The organism is Marinobacter salinexigens (genome assembly GCF_008370345.1).
In the GTDB taxonomy this organism is placed as follows: domain Bacteria; phylum Pseudomonadota; class Gammaproteobacteria; order Pseudomonadales; family Oleiphilaceae; genus Marinobacter; species Marinobacter salinexigens.
This window is the reverse complement of record NZ_VTUU01000008.1, coordinates 93,638-116,093: the sequence shown is the minus strand read 5'-3', so window position 1 is coordinate 116,093 and position 22,456 is coordinate 93,638. Positions and strand designations below refer to the sequence as shown.

19 protein-coding genes are annotated in these 22,456 nt (G+C 56.3%); 16 read left to right on the top strand and 3 right to left on the bottom strand.

Going from position 1 to position 22,456, the window contains the following annotated elements:
* Positions 1-12 precede the first annotated feature (12 nt).
* From FWJ25_RS15315 to pdxJ, 5 genes are read left to right on the top strand one after another with little or no spacing between them, the layout of a single operon-like run.
* Positions 13-402, top strand: a complete 390-nt coding sequence (locus tag FWJ25_RS15315; protein WP_149601137.1) for a DUF4845 domain-containing protein — start codon at positions 13-15, stop codon at positions 400-402.
* Entirely contained in the window at positions 399-1,088 is a 690-nt protein-coding gene (gene rnc, locus FWJ25_RS15310) for a ribonuclease III (protein ID WP_149601136.1), read from the top strand. Before FWJ25_RS15315 ends, rnc begins: the two co-directional genes overlap by 4 nt.
* Entirely contained in the window at positions 1,088-2,005 is a 918-nt protein-coding gene (gene era / locus FWJ25_RS15305; RefSeq protein ID WP_149601135.1) for a GTPase Era, read from the top strand. Before rnc ends, era begins: the two co-directional genes overlap by 1 nt.
* 7 nt (positions 2,006-2,012) lie before the next feature.
* Positions 2,013-2,741: a DNA repair protein RecO gene (recO, locus tag FWJ25_RS15300; RefSeq protein WP_149601134.1), complete on the top strand. Its 729-nt coding sequence runs from the start codon at positions 2,013-2,015 to the stop codon at positions 2,739-2,741.
* A complete protein-coding gene (gene pdxJ, locus FWJ25_RS15295; protein WP_149601133.1) occupies positions 2,731-3,471 on the top strand; it encodes a pyridoxine 5'-phosphate synthase in 741 nt (246 codons plus the stop codon). The genes recO and pdxJ overlap by 11 nt, the downstream gene beginning before the upstream one ends.
* A 7-nt stretch (positions 3,472-3,478) precedes the next feature.
* Here the strand turns inward: pdxJ and FWJ25_RS15290 are convergent, their stop codons facing one another.
* Positions 3,479-6,355 carry an ATP-binding protein gene (locus FWJ25_RS15290; RefSeq protein ID WP_149601132.1) on the bottom strand — a complete coding sequence of 959 codons (2,877 nt, stop codon included), beginning with the start codon at positions 6,353-6,355 and terminating at the stop codon, positions 3,479-3,481.
* Between the two features lie 224 nt (positions 6,356-6,579).
* Between FWJ25_RS15290 and cysM the strand changes: the two genes are divergently transcribed.
* From cysM to FWJ25_RS15265, 5 genes are all read left to right on the top strand, one after another.
* Positions 6,580-7,473 carry a cysteine synthase CysM gene (gene cysM / locus FWJ25_RS15285; RefSeq protein WP_149601131.1) on the top strand — a complete coding sequence of 298 codons (894 nt, stop codon included), beginning with the start codon at positions 6,580-6,582 and terminating at the stop codon, positions 7,471-7,473.
* A gap of 27 nt (positions 7,474-7,500) precedes the next feature.
* On the top strand, positions 7,501-8,856 hold the full coding sequence (gene rlmD / locus FWJ25_RS15280) for a 23S rRNA (uracil(1939)-C(5))-methyltransferase RlmD (RefSeq protein ID WP_149601130.1): 1,356 nt from the start codon (positions 7,501-7,503) through the stop codon (positions 8,854-8,856).
* 48 nt (positions 8,857-8,904) lie between these two features.
* A complete protein-coding gene (relA, locus tag FWJ25_RS15275; RefSeq protein WP_149601197.1) occupies positions 8,905-11,142 on the top strand; it encodes a GTP diphosphokinase in 2,238 nt (745 codons plus the stop codon).
* On the top strand, positions 11,139-11,993 hold the full coding sequence (gene mazG, locus FWJ25_RS15270) for a nucleoside triphosphate pyrophosphohydrolase (RefSeq protein ID WP_149601129.1): 855 nt from the start codon (positions 11,139-11,141) through the stop codon (positions 11,991-11,993). The genes relA and mazG overlap by 4 nt, the downstream gene beginning before the upstream one ends.
* Positions 11,994-12,126: 133 nt before the next feature.
* Complete coding sequence (locus tag FWJ25_RS15265; protein ID WP_149601128.1) at positions 12,127-12,471, top strand: pilin assembly protein; 345 nt, start codon at positions 12,127-12,129, stop codon at positions 12,469-12,471.
* 68 nt (positions 12,472-12,539) lie between these two features.
* On the opposite strand, the gene FWJ25_RS15260 is transcribed toward FWJ25_RS15265, so the two are convergent.
* Positions 12,540-12,773: a hypothetical protein gene (locus FWJ25_RS15260; RefSeq protein WP_149601127.1), complete on the bottom strand. Its 234-nt coding sequence runs from the start codon at positions 12,771-12,773 to the stop codon at positions 12,540-12,542.
* Positions 12,774-12,877: 104 nt separating this feature from the next.
* On the opposite strand from FWJ25_RS15260, the gene ppc reads away from it, so the two are divergent.
* The 6 genes from ppc (at position 12,878) to FWJ25_RS15230 (ending at position 19,835) form a co-directional block, all read left to right on the top strand.
* Positions 12,878-15,523, top strand: a complete 2,646-nt coding sequence (gene ppc / locus FWJ25_RS15255) for a phosphoenolpyruvate carboxylase (protein WP_149601126.1) — start codon at positions 12,878-12,880, stop codon at positions 15,521-15,523.
* Positions 15,524-15,583: 60 nt separating this feature from the next.
* Positions 15,584-16,954 carry an HDOD domain-containing protein gene (locus FWJ25_RS15250; protein ID WP_149601125.1) on the top strand — a complete coding sequence of 457 codons (1,371 nt, stop codon included), beginning with the start codon at positions 15,584-15,586 and terminating at the stop codon, positions 16,952-16,954.
* A gap of 230 nt (positions 16,955-17,184) precedes the next feature.
* Complete coding sequence (adk, locus tag FWJ25_RS15245) at positions 17,185-17,835, top strand: adenylate kinase (protein ID WP_149601124.1); 651 nt, start codon at positions 17,185-17,187, stop codon at positions 17,833-17,835.
* 22 nt (positions 17,836-17,857) lie between these two features.
* The gene (gene tsaB, locus FWJ25_RS15240) at positions 17,858-18,553 is read left to right on the top strand and encodes a tRNA (adenosine(37)-N6)-threonylcarbamoyltransferase complex dimerization subunit type 1 TsaB (RefSeq protein WP_149601123.1); all 696 of its coding nucleotides are present in this window, start codon (positions 17,858-17,860) and stop codon (positions 18,551-18,553) included.
* 86 nt (positions 18,554-18,639) lie between these two features.
* Complete coding sequence (locus FWJ25_RS15235) at positions 18,640-19,002, top strand: UDP pyrophosphate phosphatase (protein WP_149601122.1); 363 nt, start codon at positions 18,640-18,642, stop codon at positions 19,000-19,002.
* A complete protein-coding gene (locus FWJ25_RS15230; protein WP_149601121.1) occupies positions 19,002-19,835 on the top strand; it encodes a class I SAM-dependent methyltransferase in 834 nt (277 codons plus the stop codon). The genes FWJ25_RS15235 and FWJ25_RS15230 overlap by 1 nt, the downstream gene beginning before the upstream one ends.
* A gap of 12 nt (positions 19,836-19,847) precedes the next feature.
* Here FWJ25_RS15230 and plsB read toward each other — a convergent pair whose 3' ends face one another.
* A complete protein-coding gene (plsB, locus tag FWJ25_RS15225; protein WP_149601120.1) occupies positions 19,848-22,316 on the bottom strand; it encodes a glycerol-3-phosphate 1-O-acyltransferase PlsB in 2,469 nt (822 codons plus the stop codon).
* Positions 22,317-22,456 lie beyond the last annotated feature (140 nt).

The window sequence follows — 22,456 nt, the reverse complement described above, 5'->3', positions numbered from 1 at the left end:
AGTGCAGTAACCATGAAGAAAAACAATCTCTCTGCCATGAACCGTCAAGCCGGTGCAGGTGCACTGACTATCCTGATCATGGTGTTGTTTTTCGGCAGCCTGCTGACACTGGTCATTAAAGTCGGCCCGGCATACCTGGATGACCTGACTATCCAGGAAGCCCTCGAAAGCCTTGAAGGTACTGACGGCCTCTCGAACATGGGGCCGGCACAGGTCAGAACCCTGATCAACAAGCGCCTGAGTGTGAACAATGTTCGTGGTTTTGAAGCCAAGAACATCACCGTTCAAAAAGATGGCGAACTGGTGATCATCAATGTGGACTACGAGGTCCGCAATAACATTTTCAGGAACGTGGACACCGTGGTTCACTTCCAGCACAAATACGAGATGAAGGGCAAGTGAGTTCCCAACCTGACCTAGAACAACTGCAGCGGCGCATCGGATATCAGTTCAATTCACCGGAGCGCCTGTTGCTTGCGTTGACACACCGCAGTTACGGCAATCAGAACAATGAACGCCTGGAGTTTCTGGGCGATTCCATCGTCAACATGGTGATTGCAGAGCACTTGTTCCTCAATTTCAGAAAAGCACGGGAAGGCCAGTTGAGCCGTTTGCGTGCACGGATGGTCAAAGGGGTGACACTGGCGGAAATCGGACGGGAGTTCGAGCTCGGCAACTATCTTCGGCTGGGTTCCGGGGAACTGAAAAGCGGTGGTTTTCGCCGGGAGTCGATCCTCGCTGATGCGGTCGAATCGATTATCGGTGCTATTTACCTGGACAGTGATTTTCACACCTGTCGAGAAAAAGTTCTGCAGTGGTTTGAACAGCGACTGTCTAAACTGGATCTTCAGGATACCCAGAAAGATCCGAAAACACGTTTGCAGGAATTCCTGCAGTCCCGACAGTATCCGCTGCCTCGTTATGAAGTTATCTCCGTGGACGGTGAGGCCCATAACCAGACGTTCCATGTGTCTTGCGCATTGCCGTCCCTTGATCGCAAGACGACGGGTACCGGCAGCAGTCGTCGTATTGCGGAGCAGCAGGCGGCGCGCAACGCTCTGCGTGAGTTGGGTGTGGAGAACCAGTGATGAACGATATTACCCGCCCGGAGAATCCGGACAGCCGTTGTGGATTTGTCGCCATAGTAGGGCGCCCGAACGTGGGCAAATCCACATTGCTCAACCATATTCTTGGCCAGAAACTCAGTATCACCTCTCGTAAGCCCCAGACCACCCGACATCAGGTGCTTGGTATCAAGACCATGGGGCCGGTACAGGCGATCTATGTTGATACGCCGGGTATGCACGAGGATGAGCCCCGAGCTCTGAACCGATATATGAACAAGGCAGCTACGTCAGCGTTGATTGACGTTGATGTTGTCGTGTTTGTTGTGGATCAGATGAACTGGACCACGGCGGATGAAATGGTGCTGGAAAAGCTGAGCAAGCTGAGTTGCCCGGTGATCCTTGCGGTGAACAAGGTGGATAAGGTAACCAACCGGGAAGCCATGTTGCCGCACCTGGACATGCTCTCCAAGAAGCGGGAATTCGCCGAGATCATTCCGCTGTCGGCACTGCGGGAAACCAACCTGCAGCCTCTGGAAGAGGCTGTTGGCCGCTACCTTCCTGAAAGTATCCATTTCTATCCGGACGATCAGATTACCGATCGCAGTGAGCGCTTCCTCGCATCCGAAATTGTCCGGGAGAAAATTACCCGTCAATTGGGAGCCGAACTGCCATACGCTGTGGCGGTGGAGATCGAAGAGTTCAAGCGGGAAGGCAAGACCCTGCATATTTCTGCGCTGATTCTGGTTGAACGTGAAGGCCAGAAGAAGATCATCATTGGTGACAAGGGTGAGCGGATGCGCCGCATTGGACAGGAAGCCCGTACCGATATGGAGCGCCTGTTCGACAGCAAAATCATGTTACGGCTGTGGGTTAAGGTCAAACGGGGTTGGGCTGACAGCGACAGGGCACTGAAAAGTCTTGGTATGAACGACCTCTGAGGCCGCTATGAGAGGGCTGGAGCGACAAGAGCCCGCCTATGTGATTCACCGTCGGGCCTGGCGTGAGACCAGCCTGATGGTGGATGTCTTTACCCTTAATTACGGGCGTATGACGGTCATTGCCCGGGGCGCCAACAGCGCGAAAAGCCCGCTTAAGGCCCAGTTGCAGCCATTTTTGCCTCTCATGCTGGATTGGGGGGGGCGTGGAGATCTGAAAAACCTGACCCAGGTGGATGTTCGCTCCGGCCCTGAGCTGAAACGTACCGCGGCGCTGTACAGCGGGCTTTATCTTAATGAACTGTTGCAGCGTATATTGCCCGCAGCAGACCCTCATCCTACCCTTTTTGCAGCCTACATCGACGCGATTGCGGAACTTGCATCCACCACGGACATAGAGCCGGTGCTCCGACGTTTCGAGGGAGCATTTGCCGAGTCTCTCGGGTTTGGGTTTGCCTGGGCGCTGAGTACTGATACTGGAGAGCCTGTCGTCGCCGGTCAGTCCTATTACTATGATCCGGAGCAGGGCATCGTGTCCGAGCCGAGCGGGGGGGTGCGTCTGCGGGAACTGCCAGGCGAGGTATTGCTGGCAATCGCAGATGGCGACCTGGTTTCCGATACCAGCCGGCGGCTCGCCAAACGGGTCATGCGGGTATTAACTGATTATCTGTTGCAGGGAAAGCCACTGCACAGTCGTAGCCTGTTCAGTCACCTTCGTGGAGAACGACATGAATCCTAGAGTATTGCTTGGCGTCAACATTGATCACGTAGCGACCCTGCGCCAAGCCAGGGGAACCCGATATCCAGACCCGGTCCAGGCAGCGCTGCTTGCGGAAGAGGCGGGAGCGGACGGCATCACCATCCACCCCCGGGAAGACCGGCGCCATATTCAGGATCGGGACGTGCTGCTGTTGCGGGAAGTTCTCCAGACCAAGATGAATCTGGAAATGGCGGTGACGGACGCGATGTTGGCGTTTGCAGAACAGGTCCGCCCGGAGTGTGTCTGTCTGGTTCCTGAAAAGCGGGAGGAGCTGACGACGGAAGGCGGACTAGACGTTGAGGGGCAGGAGGCCCGGGTAGCGAAGGCTTGCGAGCGGCTTGCTCTGATCGGTGCTGAGGTGTCCCTGTTTATTGATCCGGATCCGGTCCAGATTGACGCAGCGGTCCGGTGTGGCGCACCTGTGGTGGAGTTGCATACCGGTGAGTATGCCGAAGCCAGGACACCTGATGAGGTTGAAGCGTCATTCAGAATCATTGCAGACGCGGTTTCCTACGCTCGCAAGAAAGGGCTGATCGTCAACGCCGGCCATGGCCTGCACTATCATAATACCGAGCGAGTAGCGGCGATTGCCGGTATCAACGAGCTCAATATTGGCCATGCCATTATTGCCCGGGCTGTATTCACCGGTCTGAAAGATGCCGTTCGCGATATGAAGGCGATTCTGGACAAGGCCCGCGGCCGGGCCTGATCAAGCTTCAGGATGTTTCGGCCTTAGGCCGTTTCTCTCGAAACAGTTGCTGCCAATCAGTTTGTTCGCTCCAGATATTCAGGCGTTCGATGGCAGCGATCAGCTGATTCTTCTGGTGCTCGGTATCAGGTGCCGAGCACTTCAGGGCCGTTTCAAGGCGATTGGCGGACAGCCTGAGTTCCGGCACGCCGCAATAGCGGGTGGCACCATGGAGCTTGTGAACACATTCGAGCAATTCTTCCATGTCCTGACTGTTCCAGAGCTTTTCAATCTGAACCATATCCGCACTCATCTGTTCCAGCAGCATGCTGAACAGCTCCTCCGCCAGATCCGCCTTTCCGGCTGCTAACAGGATGCTTTCTTCAACGCTGACGCAGTCCTGTTGCATCTTGCGGGTTGAAGGGCGCAGTGCTCGACGAGTGTCTCTGATTTCCGGTAACTGACTTTGCCGGCCGGTTTGTACGGTCTCACAGATATAGCCCGTATAGTCCCTGATGGTATCCGTTAGCTGGCTGCTACTGATGGGTTTGGCCATGTAGCCATCAAACCCCTGTTGGGTCAGGCGTTCCTGCTCGTCGGCCAAGGCGTGGGCAGTCAGCGCTATAATCGGTGTACGGTGCCCGGGCAGATCCATCTCCCGGAGTCGGGTCGTGGTTTCCACACCGTCCATGCCGGGCATCTGAAGATCCATGAATACCAGGTCAAAGGGCTTTTGGCGGGCTTTGCTCAATGCTTCGAATCCGCTGGCCGCACCTTCTGCCTCAATCTGATGATCCTTGAGCAGGGTCATCACCAGTTTCAGGTTGGCCTCGTTGTCATCGACCGCGAGCACCCGTGGTACGCTGCCTGCAGGCAGGGAATTGATCGGAACCACCTCGTCCTGGGGGTTCCGGTTGCCAGCATTGATGCCATGCACCAACAGAAGCAGTTCATCGTAGAGAGCGTCCCGGCAGACCGGTTTGGTAAGGTGGCCACTGGTAAGCCCCGACAGTGGCGTGTCGTGGGTCTCCAGGGTAGGCGTCAGCAACAGGGTTCGGCAATCTCGCTCGATCTCCAGCGTTCGAAGGAGACTGCAATACTGGTTTGAACTGAGCAGGTGCCGGGTAATGCCGATGATGGCCAGGGCATAGCCGGACTGGCTCTTCTGGGCGTCTTCAATCTGTTCTTGCATGGTAGCGGGCGAATTCACGCGATCCACCGTCATGCCCCAATCCCGGAGCATATGTTCGACGGCCAGACCGGTAGTTTTCTGCTGCTCCAGATAGAGAATGCGTTCGCCGCGCAGGGCGTCTTTCGGCGAGACGGATTCGCCGCTTGCGGACAACTCGGAGGTCAGAGTAAACCAGAATGTGGAACCCTTGCCCAGTTCGCTTTCGAGCCCGATCTTGCCCCCCATCTCCTCCACCAGGCGTTTGGAGATCGCAAGCCCGAGCCCGGTACCGCCGTATTGCCGAGCCGTGGATGCATCAGCCTGACTGAAGGCATTGAACAGTGACTGCTGCTGGGCCCGGGAAAGTCCGACACCGGAATCCGTAATACTCAGGCGCAGCGATACCTTATTATTTTCACTGTCTTCTTCCTCAAGGCTTGCCCGAAGCACCACCTCTCCGGTCTGAGTAAATTTGATGGCATTGTTGACCAGATTGGTGATCACCTGTTTGACCCGCAGGGGGTCGCCCATGATGTTATCCGGTACATCGTTGTACACCAGAGGCACCAGATCCAGATTCTTGGAATGCGCCGCCGGAGCAAGCATCACCATGACTTCTTCCACCACGTCCCGCAGCTGGAAAGGAACCCGGTCCAGTATCAGCTTGCCTGCCTCGATCTTGGAAAAGTCGAGGATGTCGTTGATGATCGTCAGCAAAATTTCTGAGGACTTCCGGATTGTGCTCAGATGATCCCTTTGTTGCCGGGGCAGGGGGCTTTTAAGCAGAAGTTCAGTGAATCCGATAATGCCGTTCAGTGGTGTCCGGATTTCATGGGACATGTTGGCCAGGAATTCGGATTTGATACGGCTGGCTTCCAGCGCTTCCTTCCGGGCGAAGTCCAGTTCGATGTTCTGGATTTCAATGGTTTCGAGGGTTTCCCGAAGATCCTCTGTGGCCTGATCAATGTTTTGCTGCATTTCCGCCTGAGCCTGGCTCAACTCGGACGCCATGGCGTTCAGGCCGGATTCGAGCTGTTCAAATTCCGGGCCTGCGCCTGTGTGCACACGGGTATCGAGTTTGCCTTCCTTCAATTTGGCAACGGCGGCGTTCAGTTCAAACACCGGATCGGTGAAGGCACGGCTGAGCCGCATGGCAATCGCCAGGCTGACCAGAACGCCCGAGAGGATCAGCAACAGGGAGATAAGTAGCGCTTTGTAGGTTTCCTTCTCGGTACGGATGTGAGACATCTCGACCGCAACCCAGCCAACTGGCTCGCGACGTTGCGACAGGTTCTGGCGGGCATCCGGGTCCAGCATGCTCTCGATCATCAGGTCCTGCATGTAGACCGGCGTAATGAAACGGGTGCTCGTCTGCTGGCTGATGCGGGTTGCATCTTCCTCGGGCAGTGCATCAACACTGATAGTGTCGGACCCCCCGGGGCCCGTATGTAGCAGGCGGCTGCCACTGCCGTCGAAGAAAGTGATTGAGCGGACGTCCTGTTCTTCCAGCAGGGCATTGGACAGGCTGCTCAGAAGGCTTCTGTTGGCTGTGAACAGGCCGTATTCGGAGGCTGCCGACAGTTGTCGGGAGAGGGACTCTCCACGATCTCTCAGCAGGCTTTCGATGTTGTTCACCCAGCTGTAGGTGAAGAACATTCCGAGCAAGAGTGTTGTCATCAGGGTGGGAACGAGGGTTACCACCAATACTTTTTTGCGAATGCCCCAGCGCCGCATATCCTTTTCCTGATTGATTGCCCGGGTCCCGCTGACAATGCGGGATCACGTCCTTGTCAGAATAGATGAACAGGAGGCTGATCGCTGAGAGGTTAATCTCAGCTCCTCCGGAAATTCTCTGCGGTTATAGCCACCGGTCATGGATATAGCGACAAGCTGTATTTGGGAGACGGCGACGATAACGCGTATCATGCGAAGCCAAAAGTGTACCACAGGGCAATGAAATGAATTTTCCCACGATTGAAGATTATGTCGGGCATACCCCCCTGGTACGCCTGCAACGTCTCCCCGGGCAAACCAGCAACATCGTTTTGGCCAAGCTGGAAGGCAATAATCCTGCGGGCTCGGTCAAGGACCGTCCTGCAATCAGCATGATTCAGGAAGCCGAAGTGAGGGGTGAAATCCGCCCCGGAGACACGTTGATCGAGGCCACCAGCGGTAATACCGGTATCGCGCTTGCCATGGCAGCGGCCATCAAGGGTTATCGCATGGTGCTGATCATGCCTGCGAACATGAGCGAGGAGCGGCGAGCCTCAATGCGGGCTTACGGTGCCGAAATCATCACCGTAAGCCAGGAAGAGGGTATGGAGCGTGCCCGGGACCTGGCGCTGGAAATGGAAGCCGAGGGCAAAGGTAAAGTGCTGGACCAGTTCAGCAACCCTGACAATCCATTGGCCCACTACCGAACCACGGGGCCGGAGATCTGGGAGCAGACCCAGGGTCGGATCACCCATTTTGTCAGTTCCATGGGCACCACCGGTACCATCATGGGGGTTTCCCGCTATCTCAAGGAACGTAGTTCTGACATCCAGATCATTGGTCTCCAGCCGAGCGATGGGGCGTCCATTCCCGGTATACGACGTTGGCCGGAAGAGTACCTGCCGAAGATCTACGAAGCTCCGAGGGTAGATCAGGTACTGGATATCGGACAGGAAGAAGCGGAAAAGACCATGAGGGCTCTGGCCTCCGAAGAAGGGATTTTCTGCGGAGTATCTTCCGGTGGGGCTATTGCAGCCGCCCTCCGTTTGTCCGAACAGGTTGAAAACGCAGTGATCGTAGCCATTATCTGTGATCGCGGTGACCGGTACCTGTCCACAGGTGTGTTTCCGGGCGCCTGAACCGAATTCCCTAACAGAGAAGTTTGTATGAGCAGACGTCGCAGGAAGGTGCTTCCCAAGGAGCCCGTGCGCTGTGTAGTTGAAACCCTGAGCCACGATGGCCGGGGTATTGCCCGTCAGGATGGGAAAGCCCAGTTTGTGGACGGTGCCCTTCCCGGCGAGATCGTGATGGCCAAAATGGTCACCAGCCGCAGCAAGTTTGATGAACTCAGAACGGTGGACGTTCTCGAATCTGCCCCTGAGCGACAGGACACCCCCTGCGAGTTTGCGGACCTTTGTGGTGGTTGCAGCCTGCAGCATATGAGCGGTGACGCCCAGATCCGGTTCAAGGAAGATACCCTGCGAGAACACTTTGCCCATTTCGGGGGCATCGAGCCGGAAGAGTGGATCGAACCTCTCAGGTCTCAAGATACCCTGGGCTACCGGCGCAAAGCCCGTCTAGGTGTTCGTTACGTCAAGGCCAGGGAGTCTGTGCTTGTCGGTTTCCGCGAAAAGCGCAGCACCTTCCTGACGGATATTGACCGGTGCGCAGTGCTGGACCCGCGGATTGGTGACCGTATTCAGCCGTTGCGGGAACTGATTGGCAGTATGGATGCCTACGACCGTATTCCTCAGGTAGAAGTCGCCTGTGGTGACGAAGTGGCGGCGATGGTTTTCCGTAACATGGACGACCTGAGTGACGGTGACCGGGACAAGCTGCTTGCCTTTGGGCAGGCCCATGAATTGCATATTTACCTCCAGCCGAAAGGCCCGGACACGGTTCACCGGATCTGGCCGGAAGTATCGAAGCCCCGGGATGAACGCCTGACCTACCAGCTTAAAGAATTCGACCTGACCATGGAATTTCATCCCATGGACTTTACCCAGGTCAATGCGGGCCTGAACCGCACTATGGTACACCGGGCTGTGGAATGGCTGGATATCCAGCCCGGTGAGCGGGTTCTCGATCTGTTCTGTGGTCTTGGCAACTTTACCCTGCCTCTGGCGCGCAAAGGCGGCCGGGTGGTTGGTGTGGAAGGGGACGATGCGATGGTGGTCCGCGGGCGCGAAAACGCGGAACTCAATGGCCTCGATAATGTCGATTTTCACGGTGCGGACCTGCACGGAGATTTCACCGGACAGAGCTGGGCTAAAGAAGGGTTCGACAAGATCCTGATTGACCCGCCCCGGTCTGGTGCCGAGGAAATCTGTAAGTACCTGACAGCGTTCGGCGCAAACAGAATAGTTTATGTGTCCTGCAACCCGGCAACGCTGGCACGGGATGCAGGTGTCATGGTGCGCAACGGCTATCGCCTGGTGCGTGCCGGTGTGATGGATATGTTCCCGCACACCACCCATGTTGAGTCCATCGCCCTGTTCGAGCGGGATCCAGCCAAAGGATGAACGACGTAGTCAGGGATGGCTGCGGGAAACCAGGAAAACAAGACCGATATGGTAAAAGTTCGCGAAGATTACGCCATCACCGGCGACGGTGAGATCGACATCGAACAGTGGGTTCAGGGTATCGCTGCCCGGACCCGTCTTGAGGATGAAGAGCAGTTCCGGCAGGCCTGTGAAATGGCTGCGGCCATCGATGTGCAGGCATTTCGGGAGGACCGGCTGTGGGCTCCGGGCGCCAGCAGTTTCCACACCGGCGTCGAAATGGCACAGGTTCTGGCTGAACTTCATCTCGACCAGGCCAGCCTGGTGGCCGCTATTCTCTACCGTGCGGTGCGGGAAGAGCGTATCCCCCTGGAAAATGTACGCAAGGCATTTGGTGATGAGGTTGCCGGGTTGATCACTGGTGTGCAGCAGATGGCTGCGATTTCCTCCATTCATCACCCGCTCAAGGGTAATGTGCTGGGCCAGAGTGAAGGTCAACTCGATAACGTGCGTAAAATGCTGGTGACCATGATTGATGACGTCAGGGTGGCGTTGATCAAGCTGGCAGAGCGTACCAGTGCTATCCGGGCGGTAAAGAATGCACCGGAAGAAAAGCGCATGCGTGTGGCTCGCGAAGTATTCGATATCTATGCGCCACTGGCTCACCGTCTTGGGATTGGTCACATCAAGTGGGAGTTGGAGGATCTTTCGTTCCGATACCTGCATGAAACGGCCTACAAAAAAATTGCCAAGCTGCTGGATGAAAAGCGGCTCGATCGGGATGGTTATATCACGCGGGTTATTGATTCCCTTGATAAGGAATTGAAAGCATCAGGTATTGAAGGCGAGCTATCGGGCCGGGCCAAACATATTTACAGCATCTGGCGGAAGATGCGTCGCAAGGGTATCGACTTCTCTCAGGTCTACGATGTTCGTGCGGTACGTATTCTGGTTCCGGAAGTCAGGGATTGTTACGCGGCCCTGGGCATTGTGCATAGTCTCTGGCGCCATATCCCGAACGAGTTCGACGACTACATTGCCAACCCCAAGGAAAACGGCTACCAATCACTGCATACAGCCGTGATCGGCCCCGAAGGCAAGGTGATGGAGGTTCAGATCCGTACTCATCAGATGCATGAGGAAGCGGAACTCGGGGTGTGTGCACACTGGCTCTACAAGGGCACCGATCGGGGCAACAAATCCACCGGCTACGATGCCAAGATCAACTGGCTCCGGCAGGTGCTGGAGTGGCAGGAAGAGCTGGGTGATATCTCTGGCCTGGCGGATCACCTGAAGACCGATGTGGCCTCTGACCGGGTCTACGTCTTTACTCCAGAAGGCCATGTTGTGGATCTGCCCCAAGGGGCCACGCCTGTGGACTTTGCCTACCGTGTCCACACCGAAATCGGCCATGCCTGTCGTGGTGCCCGGGTCAACAACCGGATTGTGCCGCTCACCTATCCGCTCAAGACCGGGGATCAGGTTTTCATCCTGACGGCTAATAATCCCGCGCCCAGCCGGGACTGGCTCAATCCGAGCCTGGGGTATGTGCAGACATCCCGGGCCAGGGCAAAGGTGACGCACTGGTTCAAACAGCAGGATCGGGACCGCAATATTGTAGACGGCCGGGCGATTCTGGAAGACGAATTCAGACGCCTGTCTCTCTATGACGTTAACCTCAATGACCTCGCCCGGAAGGTGAACTATCAGGATGCGGACGATATGTTCGCGGCTGTCGGTGCGGGTGATTTGCGGCCTGCCCACGTTGCAAATGTGGCCCAGCAGATGCTGGAGCCTAAAACAGAACAACTCGACCTCAAGCTGAGCACTCAGCGCCACAAGCCCTACGATACAGAGTCGGATATCCAGATCGTGGGTGTGGGCAAACTCAAGACTCAGGTGGCGAAATGCTGTAAGCCGCTGCCGGGGGATGAAATCGGAGGCTACATCACCGTAGGTCGGGGGGTGACAGTCCATCGGCAGGACTGCCTGACGTTCCTGAACCTCAAGGAATTTGAGCCCAATCGCATTATCGAAGTCAGTTGGGGTGGTCGCCAGGCTGCGGTCTATCCGGTGGATATCGAGATTGAAGCGTATGACCGGTCCGGCCTTCTTCGGGATATTACCCAGGTGCTGTCCCATTCGAAGAGTGACGTGTTGGCCCTGAACACTTTGTCCAACAAGGATGAAAACACAGCTACCATGACGGTAACGGTCGAGATCTCCAGCCTGGAGCAGTTGGCCCGGTTGCTGGCACAGATCCGTAACCTGCCGAACATCATCGATGTGAGGCGTAAGCGGGTATGAGCTATTCCATCGAAGACCTGAAAAACCTGATGGCCCGCTTGCGGGACCCGGATACGGGCTGCCCCTGGGATACAAAGCAGGACTACCGTTCTATTGTTCCGCATACTGTCGAGGAAGCCTATGAGGTTGCGGATGCCATTGAAAGGGAGGACTTTCCTCACCTCAAGGATGAGCTGGGAGATCTGCTTTTTCAGGTGATCTTTTATGCCCGTCTTGGCGAAGAGGATGGCCATTTCGATTTTGAGGCCGTGGTAGACAACCTGGTGTGCAAGCTGCTTCGGCGTCACCCTCATGTGTTCCCGGACGGTACCCTTGAGAGTCGTGTGGATCCGGACAACCGTCCGGATGATGCATGGATAAAGGAGAGCTGGGAAAGGATCAAGGCTGAGGAACGGGCTATGGTTCCTCCCTCTGATTTACCTCCGAGCCGTCTTGATGGTATTGCCCAGACCTTACCGGCAATCGCCAAAGCGGAAAAACTGCAGAAGAGGGCAGCCCGGCATGGTTTCGATTGGCCCGACATCAGTCCTGTATTTGACAAGCTGCACGAAGAAATTGAAGAGCTGAAAGAGGCCTGGACCGAAGCCGAAGCGGGCACGGGGGATCACGATGCAGTTGAAGATGAACTGGGTGACCTGATGTTTGTCTGCGTCAATCTGGCACGATTCCTGAAAGTTAATCCTGAGCGGGCTCTGAATCGAACCAACCATAAGTTTGATGCCAGGTTCCGGGCGATCGAACGGGTGCTGGAATCCGAGGGCCGCAATATGGACGAGGAGTCTCTGGAGGCGCTGGATGCCGTGTGGCAGGCGGTGAAAGGCGTTGAGAAGAGCGGTAACGGCCAGGCGTAGTCTGTCACCGGTAAGTACAATCCGTTACCAATTTTCTGGCCCTTCATTGAATGCCTTCGTCTACACTTCCGGAAACGGTCGCACTGATTCTGTGCGCCGTGCGCCATCAAAAAGATGCAGGAGTGAGGGCACCATGAAAATCAAGGATCTGGTCAAGTACTGGGACAAGCACGCACGCGGTCGGCTGACCCGAGACGCCTATTTCATGGCGTTATCCGACCAGCATCATAAGCGCCTGGAAAAACTTGCAGCGCTGTATCCGATGAAATCACCACAGGATCTCATGAGGGATCTGATCTCGGCATCGCTGGATGAGATGGAAACCAGCTTCCCCTATGTTCAAGGCACCAAGGTGGTGGCTTACGATGAGGATGGTTTTGAGATCTATGAGGATCAGGGGTTGACCCCCAGATTTGTGAGCTTGAGCCAGAAGCATATCCAGAGGCTCAAGGCGAACCTGCTGGAGTCGGTAGCCTGACTCCTGCTGTCGTGTAAAAAACGACAGTCAGTCAATACAGCTGGAGTGGCTATTGCCACTCCGCGCGGTCACTTGTCTTTGCTTTCCAGTTTGTCCTTCAGCGGGCTCTGACGCACCAGGTCGTCCAGAGCAGCTGCGATCATATCATTCAGGATGTCGCTTTCACTCCGGTCTGGATAGAGTTCTGCCAGTGCGGCAATCCGTGCAGCATCTTCCAGCGGCAACCGAAGGTTGTAGTCGTGGGTCCGTTCGACCGGCTCTTTCTTCTGTTCCCAATGCTTCGGCAAATCAGTTACTTTCATGAAAACTCCTTGCGGTCTCAGGCTTTAATCGCCAATAGACTTTCTCGTCTGTTCCTTAGTATCGTAAGTTTACTTCGCCTCCGTCAATTTAAAAGGACGCCAATGTGACCGAGCTACATCCCGATCTTCGAGAGAACGTACGTATGCTGGGTGAGCTGTTGGGCCAGAGTATCCAGCAGCATCCCGGGCAGGAGTGTTATGAGCTGATTGAAGAAATCCGAGCGGCTGCGAAAGCCGACCGGCGACAGGAAAGTGGGTCAGGGCAACGTCTGGTCAGCCTGTTGCGTAATCTGACTGACGACCAGCTATTGCCTGTTACCCGGGCATTCAACCAGTTTCTGAACCTCGCCAACCTCGCCGAACAGTACCACGGGATTCGTCGCAAACGGGGGCACCAGTCTGATCTGATGGTGGAATCTCTGAGTGATGTCTTTAACCGCCTCGGGAAAGGTGGGGTTAGTCCGGAAGAGCTTCACCGCCGGGTTGCGGACCTGCGTATCGAGTTTGTACTGACCGCCCACCCGACCGAAGTGGCGCGGCGTACCCTGATCATGAAATATGACGAGGTATCTGAATGTCTGGCCCGGCTTGACCACGATGATCTGATGCCTGCGGAGCGGGATGAGATCATCAGCCGAATTGCCCGCCTGATTACCGAAGCCTGGCATACTGATGAGATCCGCCACGAACGGCCGACCGCAGTGGATGAAGCCAAGTGGGGCTTTGCGGTTATCGAAAACAGCCTGTGGGAAGCGTTGCCGCGGTTCTTACGAAGCCTTGATGCATCGCTGGTCGACGCCACCGGCAAAGGTCTTCCTATTCACGCCACACCCATCCGTATTGCATCGTGGATGGGCGGCGATCGGGACGGCAATCCCAATGTTACTCACGATGTGACCCGGGAAGTATTCCTGCTGGGTCGCTGGATGGCGGCGGATCTGTATCTAAGGGATATCGGAGCCTTGCGTGCAGAGCTCTCCATGTGGCAGGCGAGTGATGAATTGCGGGAAAGGGTAGGCGACGTCCGTGAGCCATACCGTCAGGTTCTGGGCGAACTTCGGGAGCGACTGGTTCGCACCCGTGACTGGGCGGAGGCCAGTATCAAAGGTAAGCCAGCGGATGCTTCGGATATTCTGTTTGAAAATGAAGATTTCACGGCACCATTGGAACTTTGCTACCGCTCGCTGGTTGAGTGCGGGCTTGAAAGCATTGCTAATGGTCCGTTGCTGGACACCATCCGCCGGGCCCACACCTTCGGGCTACCGCTGATACGTCTCGATATCCGTCAGGAAGCGTCCCGGCACGCAGAAGCTGTTGCCGAGATGGTGGACTATCTCGGGCTCGGGGATTACCTGTCCTGGCCCGAAAAGGCGCGTCAGGAATTTCTGATCAGGGAGTTGCAGGGACGTCGGCCTCTGGTGCCGAGACACTGGGAACCTTCCGATTCGGTTCGGGAAGTGCTGGAAACCTGTCAGGTGGTCGCCCAGCAGACGCCTGAGGCGCTCGGCTCCTATGTCATTTCAATGGCCAGTACGCCTTCGGATGTTCTGAGCGTCATTCTTTTGCTCAGGGAAGCGGGCATGAAGTACCCCATGCGCGTCGTGCCGTTGTTTGAAACGCTGGATGACCTTCGTGGCGCGCCGGACAGCATGGCGGCCCTGTATGAGGTTGAGTGGTACCGGGAATATTGTCAGGGGCTGCAGGAAGTGATGATCGGGTACTCGGACTCGTCCAAGGACGCCGGTCAGCTGATGGCAGCCTGGGCTCAGTACCAGGCGCAGGAAAAACTGACGCATGTCGCTCGTCAGTATGGAGTTCATCTGACTCTGTTTCATGGTCGCGGTGGTACCGTGGGTCGTGGTGGGGGCCCTGCCAACAGGGCGATATTGTCTCAGCCCCCCGGGTCGGTGAATGGCAGTTTCCGTATTACCGAACAGGGTGAAATGATCCGCTTCAAGTTTGGACTGCCGGAACTGGCCATTCAAAGTTTGACGCTATACACGACAGCCGTTGTAGAGGCAACGCTTGCGCCGCCTCCCGAACCTGAACCCGAGTGGCGTGAAACCATGGATTGGCTGACGGAAAGGTCTCTGAAAGCCTATCGGGATGTGGTTCGGGAGAACCCTGATTTTGTCCCCTATTTCAGGCAGGTTACTCCGGAACAGGCCCTTGGCAAGCTGGCTCTGGGCAGCCGACCTGCACGGAGAAAGGCTACTGGGGGAGTGGAAAGTCTTCGAGCCATACCCTGGATATTTGCCTGGACCCAGATGCGCCTCATGCTGCCGAGCTGGCTGGGAAGCGACGTGGCCCTGGAGGCGGCGGCAAAGGATGGCCGTCTCGATAAATTACGGGCTATGATGGAGGGCTGGCCGTTTTTCCGTACTTACGTTGATATGCTTGAGATGGTATTGGCCAAGGCCGACCTGCGGATCGCCAGCTACTACGAGCAGGCGTTGCTTGATGACGCCGGTCTGAAAGCCCTGGGTGCGGATCTCAGGGAACGTTTGCAGGGTTGTATTCGCAGGCTGCTTGAATTGAAAAAGCAGGACGAATTGCTGGAGGCTGAACCTGTGTTTGCCCATTCCATGCGTGTGCGTAACCCTTATACAGACCCTTTGCATTACCTCCAGGCAGAACTGCTTCGGAGAGACCGGGAAAGTGAAGGCAAGGGAGAGGTTCCCGAGTTGGTGGAACGGGCGTTGAAAGTCACCATGGCGGGTATCGCAGCAGGTATGCGCAATACCGGGTAAACTATCGGGCGGTAACGGGGCATTGGTTGTCTCTGTGTTAAGCATTACAGGAGTAGGTGGGTGGCCTTAGCTGCAAGACTGGAAGGATTTCTGGCCCGGAAAGGTATCTCTTTTTCGGAACTGCCGATTGACCAGGTGACCAGCCTGGATGCTGCGGTGATTGCCTCAGGGCAACCTCAGGGTGATTTCATTCAGGCCACGTTGCTGATTGATGTCAGTGGCGTGGTTATGGCAGTGCATAAGTTCGACAGTACTCTGGATCTTGAAGCAGTGCAGGAGTTGACAGGGCGTCGGCTGCAGCCGCTGACAGCCCGGCAGACCAGTCGTCTGTTCACGGACTGCGATCCCGGGTTTTCACCGCCCATTGGTGCGGCCTACGACCTGCAGGTGCTGGTGGATGAGGACGCCACATTGACCGACCGAGCGTTGTTCACCGGCGGGACTGATCGTAGTCTGGTCGAGATGGATGGCCGCTCGTTCCGGTTGGCGCTTGCGGGCAGTCGGAAGGGCCACCTGGTCATCCGGGGCCCGGCTAACGGCGGTCGTGAGGCTTTAACTCTGGAAGAAGTCGCTGACAAACTTCAGAAGCTCTATCGCCTGCCTCCCATGCCAGCATTGGCGCTTCGTATCCTGCGCCTGACGTCGAATACCGATGCGACGGCCCGGGAGCTTGCAGAGCTGATTGAGTTTGATCCGAGCCTCACGGCCCAGGTGATGCGGTATGCCCGCTCTGCGCTGTTCAATTATCCGGGGCAGATCAACTCGGTACAGGAAGCGGTCACCCGGGTGCTTGGATTCGACCGGGTTGCGCATGTCGCCTTGGGCATTGCCTCTGTCAGGGCCTTTGATGTGCCGCGTTCCGGCATGCTGGGAATGGACAATTTCTGGCGTCACTCACTGTATTGTGCCTTCATGTGCCAGAACATGGCGCAGTATTGTTCCGCCGATAAGGGGCTGGCCTACCTGTGCGGTTTGCTCCACAACTTTGGTCTGCTCCTGGTTGGCCATCTGTTCCCGGCCGAGTTCGAGGAGCTTAATGGCTTGCGCGAGGCAAACCCCGAAGCGAGTATGCAGTCGCTCGAACAGCAGGTGTTTGGTCATGGCGAGAATGAACAGATTCTTGCGGTTGGCCATGGCGCCATTGGCGGGATTCTCCATCGCCTTTGGCAGTTGCCGGATCCGGTTGTCAAGGCGGCTGGGATGCATCAGCATGCGGGCTACAACGGGGAACATGAAAATTACGTTTTGATGGTTCAGTTGGCCAATGCCCTGTTGAAACAACGGGGTATTGGTGATGAATTCAATGACGACAATGTACCTTCCCTGCTAGCAAGTCTTGGTCTTGAGCCCTGGGTGCTCGAACAGCTCAATTCGGAGATTGACCGGGTATCTTCGGATCTGGACGCGCTTGCGAGCTCGCTGTCTTCCTGACGTTGTTGGCAGCTAAAACCCAGGCTCTGGTCTCCCCTCATTAGTGCATGATACGGAGGTCGACTTTCTATGGAGGGTCTGACTTCGTATAATGCGCGTTCGCCGATTCCGGCGAGTACCTTTTGACTGTCTGTAATGAGGGCTCAGGCAGTGAGGAGAGGTTGTCGCAAAGATCAGAATGTTTGCCGCAACTTTTCAAATGATAATGACTAAATTGGGAGCACAGCGTTATGCGAATCATCATGTTAGGCGCACCGGGCGCGGGTAAGGGGACTCAGGCGCAGTTTATTACTGAGCGCTTCGAGATTCCTCAGATTTCCACTGGCGACATGCTGCGGGCAGCCGTTAAGGCGGAGTCTGAGCTGGGTCTTCAGGTGAAGGAAGTCATGGCCTCCGGTGGCCTGGTCTCTGACGATATCATCATTGCGCTGATAGAAGAGCGGGTTCAGCAGGCTGACTGCAAAAATGGTTTCCTGCTGGATGGTTTTCCTCGCACAATCCCTCAGGCAGAAGCACTGAAGGATCAGGGTATCGATATCGACTATGTGGTCGAGATTGCCGTGGAAGACGAGGAAATTGTAAGCCGCTTGTCTGGTCGCCGGGTTCATGAGGGCAGTGGCCGTATCTACCACGTTAAATATGATCCCCCCAAAGTGGAAGGCAAGGACGACGAAACCGGTGAGCCTCTGGTTCAGCGTGAAGACGACCAGGAAGCGACGATCCGCAAGCGTCTGGCTATCTATCATGACCAGACAGCTCCGCTCATTGGTTTCTATCAGGACTGGGCTGGTAAAGATGCTGCTGCACCCAAGTACGTTCGCGTCGAAGGTGTTGGCAGCCTGGACAGCATCCGTGACCAGATCCTGTCGCAACTCAAGTAACTGATCGAGGCCGTTCACTTCCGTGAAACTACTGGCACTTGATACGTCCTCGGAGGGCTGCTCGGCAGCCCTTCTTATTGATGGCGAAATCAGCGAGCGGTTTGAAATCGCTCCCCGTGGCCACACGCGGCTTCTGATGCCGATGGTGAGGGAACTGCTTGCCGAACAGAGCCTTTCTCCAGCTGACCTTGACGCGCTGGCGTTTGCCTGCGGCCCGGGTTCCTTTACAGGCATCCGGATAGCCACAGGTGTGGTGCAGGGGTTGGCCTGGGGGCTGGACATTCCGGTTGTGCCGATATCCTCCCTGGCCGCAGTGGCGGTTGGCGCGGTAGACCACTTTGGCCTTGTGGACGGTGCGGCGGTTGCCGTCGCCTTCGATGCCCGCATGGGCGAGGTCTACTGGGGCTGCTACGTCTGCAAGGACGGCCTGCCTGTTCTGCAGGGAGAAGAGCGTGTCTGTCCGCCCTCAATGGTTGCCTTGAGCGGCGATGCCGATAGCTGGGTCGGTGCTGGTCCCGGGTGGCAGTTCCGCCAGGATATGCCTTCGGAAATAGCCGGTGCTATTGCCGAAATCGACGAATACATGGTGCCCAGGGCATCGTGGGTTGCTCGTTTGGCAGCCGTTGCCTTCGGACGGGGGCAAACTGTCCCTGCCGAGAGGGCCCAGCCGGTCTATATCCGCGACGAAGTCGCCTGGAATAAGCTGCCCGGTAGATAGTCGGGGGCGGTCACTTCCTTTCCCGACCATATTCTTCCATACTCTACCCTCATGCTTGTTGTTTATTAAGCCAGCGGTATCTTTCCATGATCGGCGGTATCAATCCTGGTGGACTCTACGGTTACCAGACCGGTAACAATAACCCGGTTCGGGAGCGCAGCGACGTCGCTCGTGCACCGGCGTCTTCTCCCGAAAAGGACTCGACGCAAGCCCGCGAGGAGCTTGGTGCTGCACGCCAGGAAACCACTACCCCGCGATCTTCGGATGAGCGCCCGGAACGCCGTGTAGAAGCACGTCGTGCCGCAGAGGACGCTCGTCTGGAGCGTTTCCGCGCCGATGAAGTATCTCTCCCCACCGCAAAAGCACTGTCAACCTTCGCCTCCGTGGCTTCTGCAGGGCAGGAAGAGTCGGGCGACGGCGTGTTATCCGGAATTGATATTCTGGTCTGATGTCTGATTCCCTCGCGTCTGAAATCAAAAAAAACCTCTGGCAGCAAGATCTTGCGATTGGCCGGAGCCCGCTTGGCGATGCCGTCAGGGCCGATTCGCTGAGTATTGCTCTCGGGGTCAGTAACCTTGGTGTGGTGCGCCCGAAGGATGTCCGGGATTTTCCGTTACTGCTGTTTTTCGATGAAAAGGGGCTTGGCCTGCAACAGACGGGCAAGGGGGCTCCCGGGCCGGTACGAGCAGAGTTTGTCACTGGCAAGATGGGCTATCGCCGGGAGCATGGCGGAGGTGCGGGCCAGTTAGTGGCAAAGGCCGTTGGCTTACACAAAACCCGGGCAACCCTGCACGTTCTGGATGCAACAGCGGGTTTGGGTCAGGACGCCTTTGTGCTTGCCAGTCTGGGCTGCCGGGTCACCTTGTTTGAACGGAATCCGGTTATCCATGCGTTGTTGGCCGATGGTCTGGAGCGGGCTGCGTTAAATGTTGAGTGCTCGCAAATTATTGAACGCATGACTCTGCGCCAGGGCAGCAGTATTGAGTGGTTGTCCCGGGCGGATGAGGTAGCCGCAGACGTGGTGTATCTGGACCCGATGTTTCCCCATCGAGATAAATCCGCGCTGGTGAAAAAGGAAATGCAGCTATTCCGGATGGTTGTGGGAGACGATGATGATTCGGAGGCCCTGTTGTCGGCTGCGCTCGCGTGTGCGACCTATCGGGTGGTGGTTAAACGCCCCCGAAAGGCGCCGTCGATTCCCGGTCGGGAACCGACGACCCGCGTTGAGGGCAAAAGCAGTCGTTACGATATCTATTCAATCAGGGCGCTGCCCGGCGGCTAAGCTAACGCTGAGTCAGGCTCCAAGCATGGTCACCTGCTGGATGGCCTGGCGCTTTTCAACGCTCAAAACCAGTCGCGCATCTTCGGCCACTTCGTCCAGGCCATCCCCGTAACAGATAAGACCGTTCTCATCATTCGTTATCACACCATTCTTCTGAAGATTGGCGATGAAGTTACGGAACAGGCTCTTGTCAAAGAATTCCGGGGCATTCAAGCCGAACAGGATCGACATGCGCTCGGCAAGAAGTGTGCTTTGCTCTTCCAGTTCGGCAGCGCTCAGTTTCCCTGAACCATACTTGCGGAGAATACCGAGAGCGATGTGATAGCGTTCCAGTGTCTGGATGATAAACCGGGAGAGAACCCGCAGGCGCAACATGGCTTCGGTGCCTTCCTCTGGCCGGCCAATCCGGCCATCAGGCAACGCTTTGAGCAGGCCCTGCTCGATCAATACATCAATCCACTGGTTGATGACCCGTTCTGCCTCTTCCTGTCCGTACTTCAGGAACAGCTCAGACTGAAGGTAAGGGTAGGCCGCTCCGGCAAGGAATACGACTTTGTCCCGGCGCAGGGAGTCCTTGTTCTCGAACAGGCTGGCCACCAGAGAGGGAAGGGCGAACAGGTGCTGGATGTTATTGCGGTAGTAGGTCATCAGGATGGCATTGCTGCCTTCCAGAGCGATGATGTCACCGAGTTTCTGGGGTTGCCGTGCAACCAGCCCCATGTTTTCACAGTAGGTAATCCAATCCCGGCCATTGCCTTCCGGCAGGGTCACGGTCTCAGCGTACGGGAAGGCTTTCAGTAGCCCTGCGAACTGATCCATCAGGCGAACCAGCTGGCCTTCGTCCATGGCGAGGCGGTCTGTGCCCAGCAGCACGGTCGCTGTCATGCCGATCGGATTGACAGCTACAGAAGCGTTGATGTTAGAAGCTACACGCACGGCAAGTTCATCGACCGCCTGGTTCAGCCAGTCTGGCCGGTATTCCGAATCATAGGCCTCTTTGCGCCAGCTCTCGTGCACCTGATCAAGTACGTCAGAGAGAGGAATGGCATCACCGAAGTTTACGGCGACCCGGCCAAAGGAATTGCTCAACTTCCGGACCGTCCTGGCCAGTCCAAGCACACTCTCTTTCTGCTTTTTCTTGCCCCGCAGTTCACCGAGATAGGAGCGTCCCTCCATGACCTTTTCATAGCCGATATAGACGGGTACGAACACAATCGGTTTGCGATGATCCCGAAGGAAACTGCGAACAGTCATGGCAAGCATGCCAGGTCGGGGTTGCAGCATCCGGCCGGTGCGGCTGCGGCCACCTTCGACGAAATATTCCACGGAGTACCCACGGGAAAACATGACATGCAGGTATTCATTAAATACCGTGGCGTACAACGGATTGTCCTTGAAGCTCCGTCGCATGAAAAAAGCACCGCCGCGACGCAGGATTGGCCCTACAACTGGCATGTTCAGGTTAATGCCTGCGGCAATGTGAGGTGGCATCAGGCCGTTTTTATAGAGCACATAAGACAGCAGCAGGTAGTCGATGTGTGAGCGGTGGCAGGGGACATAAACAACGGCGTTGTCCTGTGCAACCTCTTTGGCTACCTGGATATTGTTGATCGCGATGCCGTTATAAATGCGGTTCCAGAGCCAGCCCAGCACTACTTCCAGAAAACGGATAGTGACAATGGACATACTGGCGGCGATCTCATCGGCGTATTTCCAGGCCTTCGCCCGAACTTTCTCCGGTGGGATGTCATCTTTGGCGGCGGTTTCCCGAATGGCTTCCTTGACGGCCTGAGTCCGCACCAGTCCGCCGACCAGCGTGCGGCGATGGGAGAGGTCCGGCCCGAGTACCGCTTGGCGAACGCGGCGGAAATGGGTGCGCAGGATTCTCGCCAGTTTTCGCTCGGCCCGTTCTTCTGATGTGCGGTACTCTTCAACAACCTGCTTCAGTGAGAGCGGCTGGTTGAACTGAACATAGGTATTGCGGCCATGAACCATGATGATCAGCAGTTTCTGCAGGCGGCCGGCGACAGACCAGGTGTCCGAGAGCAGGAGTTTGACCAGAGACTTTTCCTTGTCGGGAGAGCGGCCCCAGAACAGGGAGACTGGAACGATCTGAACATCCTCATCCGGGTGGCTGATGCCATAACCGACCAGGGCCTGGAATTCCTGGGTCGGAACCGGCGTCTGCCGACGACGGAACAGGCCTCCGATGCGATGGTAGAGAAAGAAAAACGAATGGGATGGCCCGTTTTTAACAGGTAGGGCTTGTGACGCGCCAGGTAATCCCGCGCGAATAACCTCTTGTTCAAGTACCAGCCGTGCCGACAGGGAACGATACTGCAACACGTAGCAGACCGGCTTGTCCGGATCCAGCCCCAGGGCATCAAGGCTGTTGCCGCTGACGTCAGTCCTGACCCACAAAAACAGTATTTTGCGGAAAAGTGTCAAGATCAGGCTGCGTATGCCCTGGTAAATTCGCATATACGATGGCTCCGGTAACAGAAACAGGGGCCAAGTTTACTTGGTTGCGCTCAGGCCGGAAAGCCGCTGTTCCATTCTTGACCGTAGCCGCTGTATGTTACATTTCAGCTTGGCCCACTTATCACCCAGGTAAATGCAGA

Bases quoted from the DNA above. Each gene is read 5' to 3' on its own strand.
- pdxJ (WP_149601133.1), top strand. From the start codon at position 2,731: ATGAATCCTAGAGTATTGCTTGGCGTCAACATTGATCACGTAGCGACC.
- FWJ25_RS15230 (WP_149601121.1), top strand. From the start codon at position 19,002: ATGTCTGATTCCCTCGCGTCTGAAATCAAAAAAAACCTCTGGCAGCAA.
- FWJ25_RS15235 (WP_149601122.1), top strand. From the start codon at position 18,640: ATGATCGGCGGTATCAATCCTGGTGGACTCTACGGTTACCAGACCGGT.
- recO (WP_149601134.1), top strand. From the start codon at position 2,013: ATGAGAGGGCTGGAGCGACAAGAGCCCGCCTATGTGATTCACCGTCGG.
- FWJ25_RS15265 (WP_149601128.1), top strand. From the start codon at position 12,127: ATGAAAATCAAGGATCTGGTCAAGTACTGGGACAAGCACGCACGCGGT.
- plsB (WP_149601120.1), bottom strand. From the start codon at position 22,316: ATGCGAATTTACCAGGGCATACGCAGCCTGATCTTGACACTTTTCCGC.
- rlmD (WP_149601130.1), top strand. From the start codon at position 7,501: ATGAGCAGACGTCGCAGGAAGGTGCTTCCCAAGGAGCCCGTGCGCTGT.
- FWJ25_RS15260 (WP_149601127.1), bottom strand. From the start codon at position 12,773: ATGAAAGTAACTGATTTGCCGAAGCATTGGGAACAGAAGAAAGAGCCG.
- adk (WP_149601124.1), top strand. From the start codon at position 17,185: ATGCGAATCATCATGTTAGGCGCACCGGGCGCGGGTAAGGGGACTCAG.
- mazG (WP_149601129.1), top strand. From the start codon at position 11,139: ATGAGCTATTCCATCGAAGACCTGAAAAACCTGATGGCCCGCTTGCGG.
- era (WP_149601135.1), top strand. From the start codon at position 1,088: ATGAACGATATTACCCGCCCGGAGAATCCGGACAGCCGTTGTGGATTT.
- FWJ25_RS15315 (WP_149601137.1), top strand. From the start codon at position 13: ATGAAGAAAAACAATCTCTCTGCCATGAACCGTCAAGCCGGTGCAGGT.
- relA (WP_149601197.1), top strand. From the start codon at position 8,905: ATGGTAAAAGTTCGCGAAGATTACGCCATCACCGGCGACGGTGAGATC.
- FWJ25_RS15290 (WP_149601132.1), bottom strand. From the start codon at position 6,355: ATGCGGCGCTGGGGCATTCGCAAAAAAGTATTGGTGGTAACCCTCGTT.
- cysM (WP_149601131.1), top strand. From the start codon at position 6,580: ATGAATTTTCCCACGATTGAAGATTATGTCGGGCATACCCCCCTGGTA.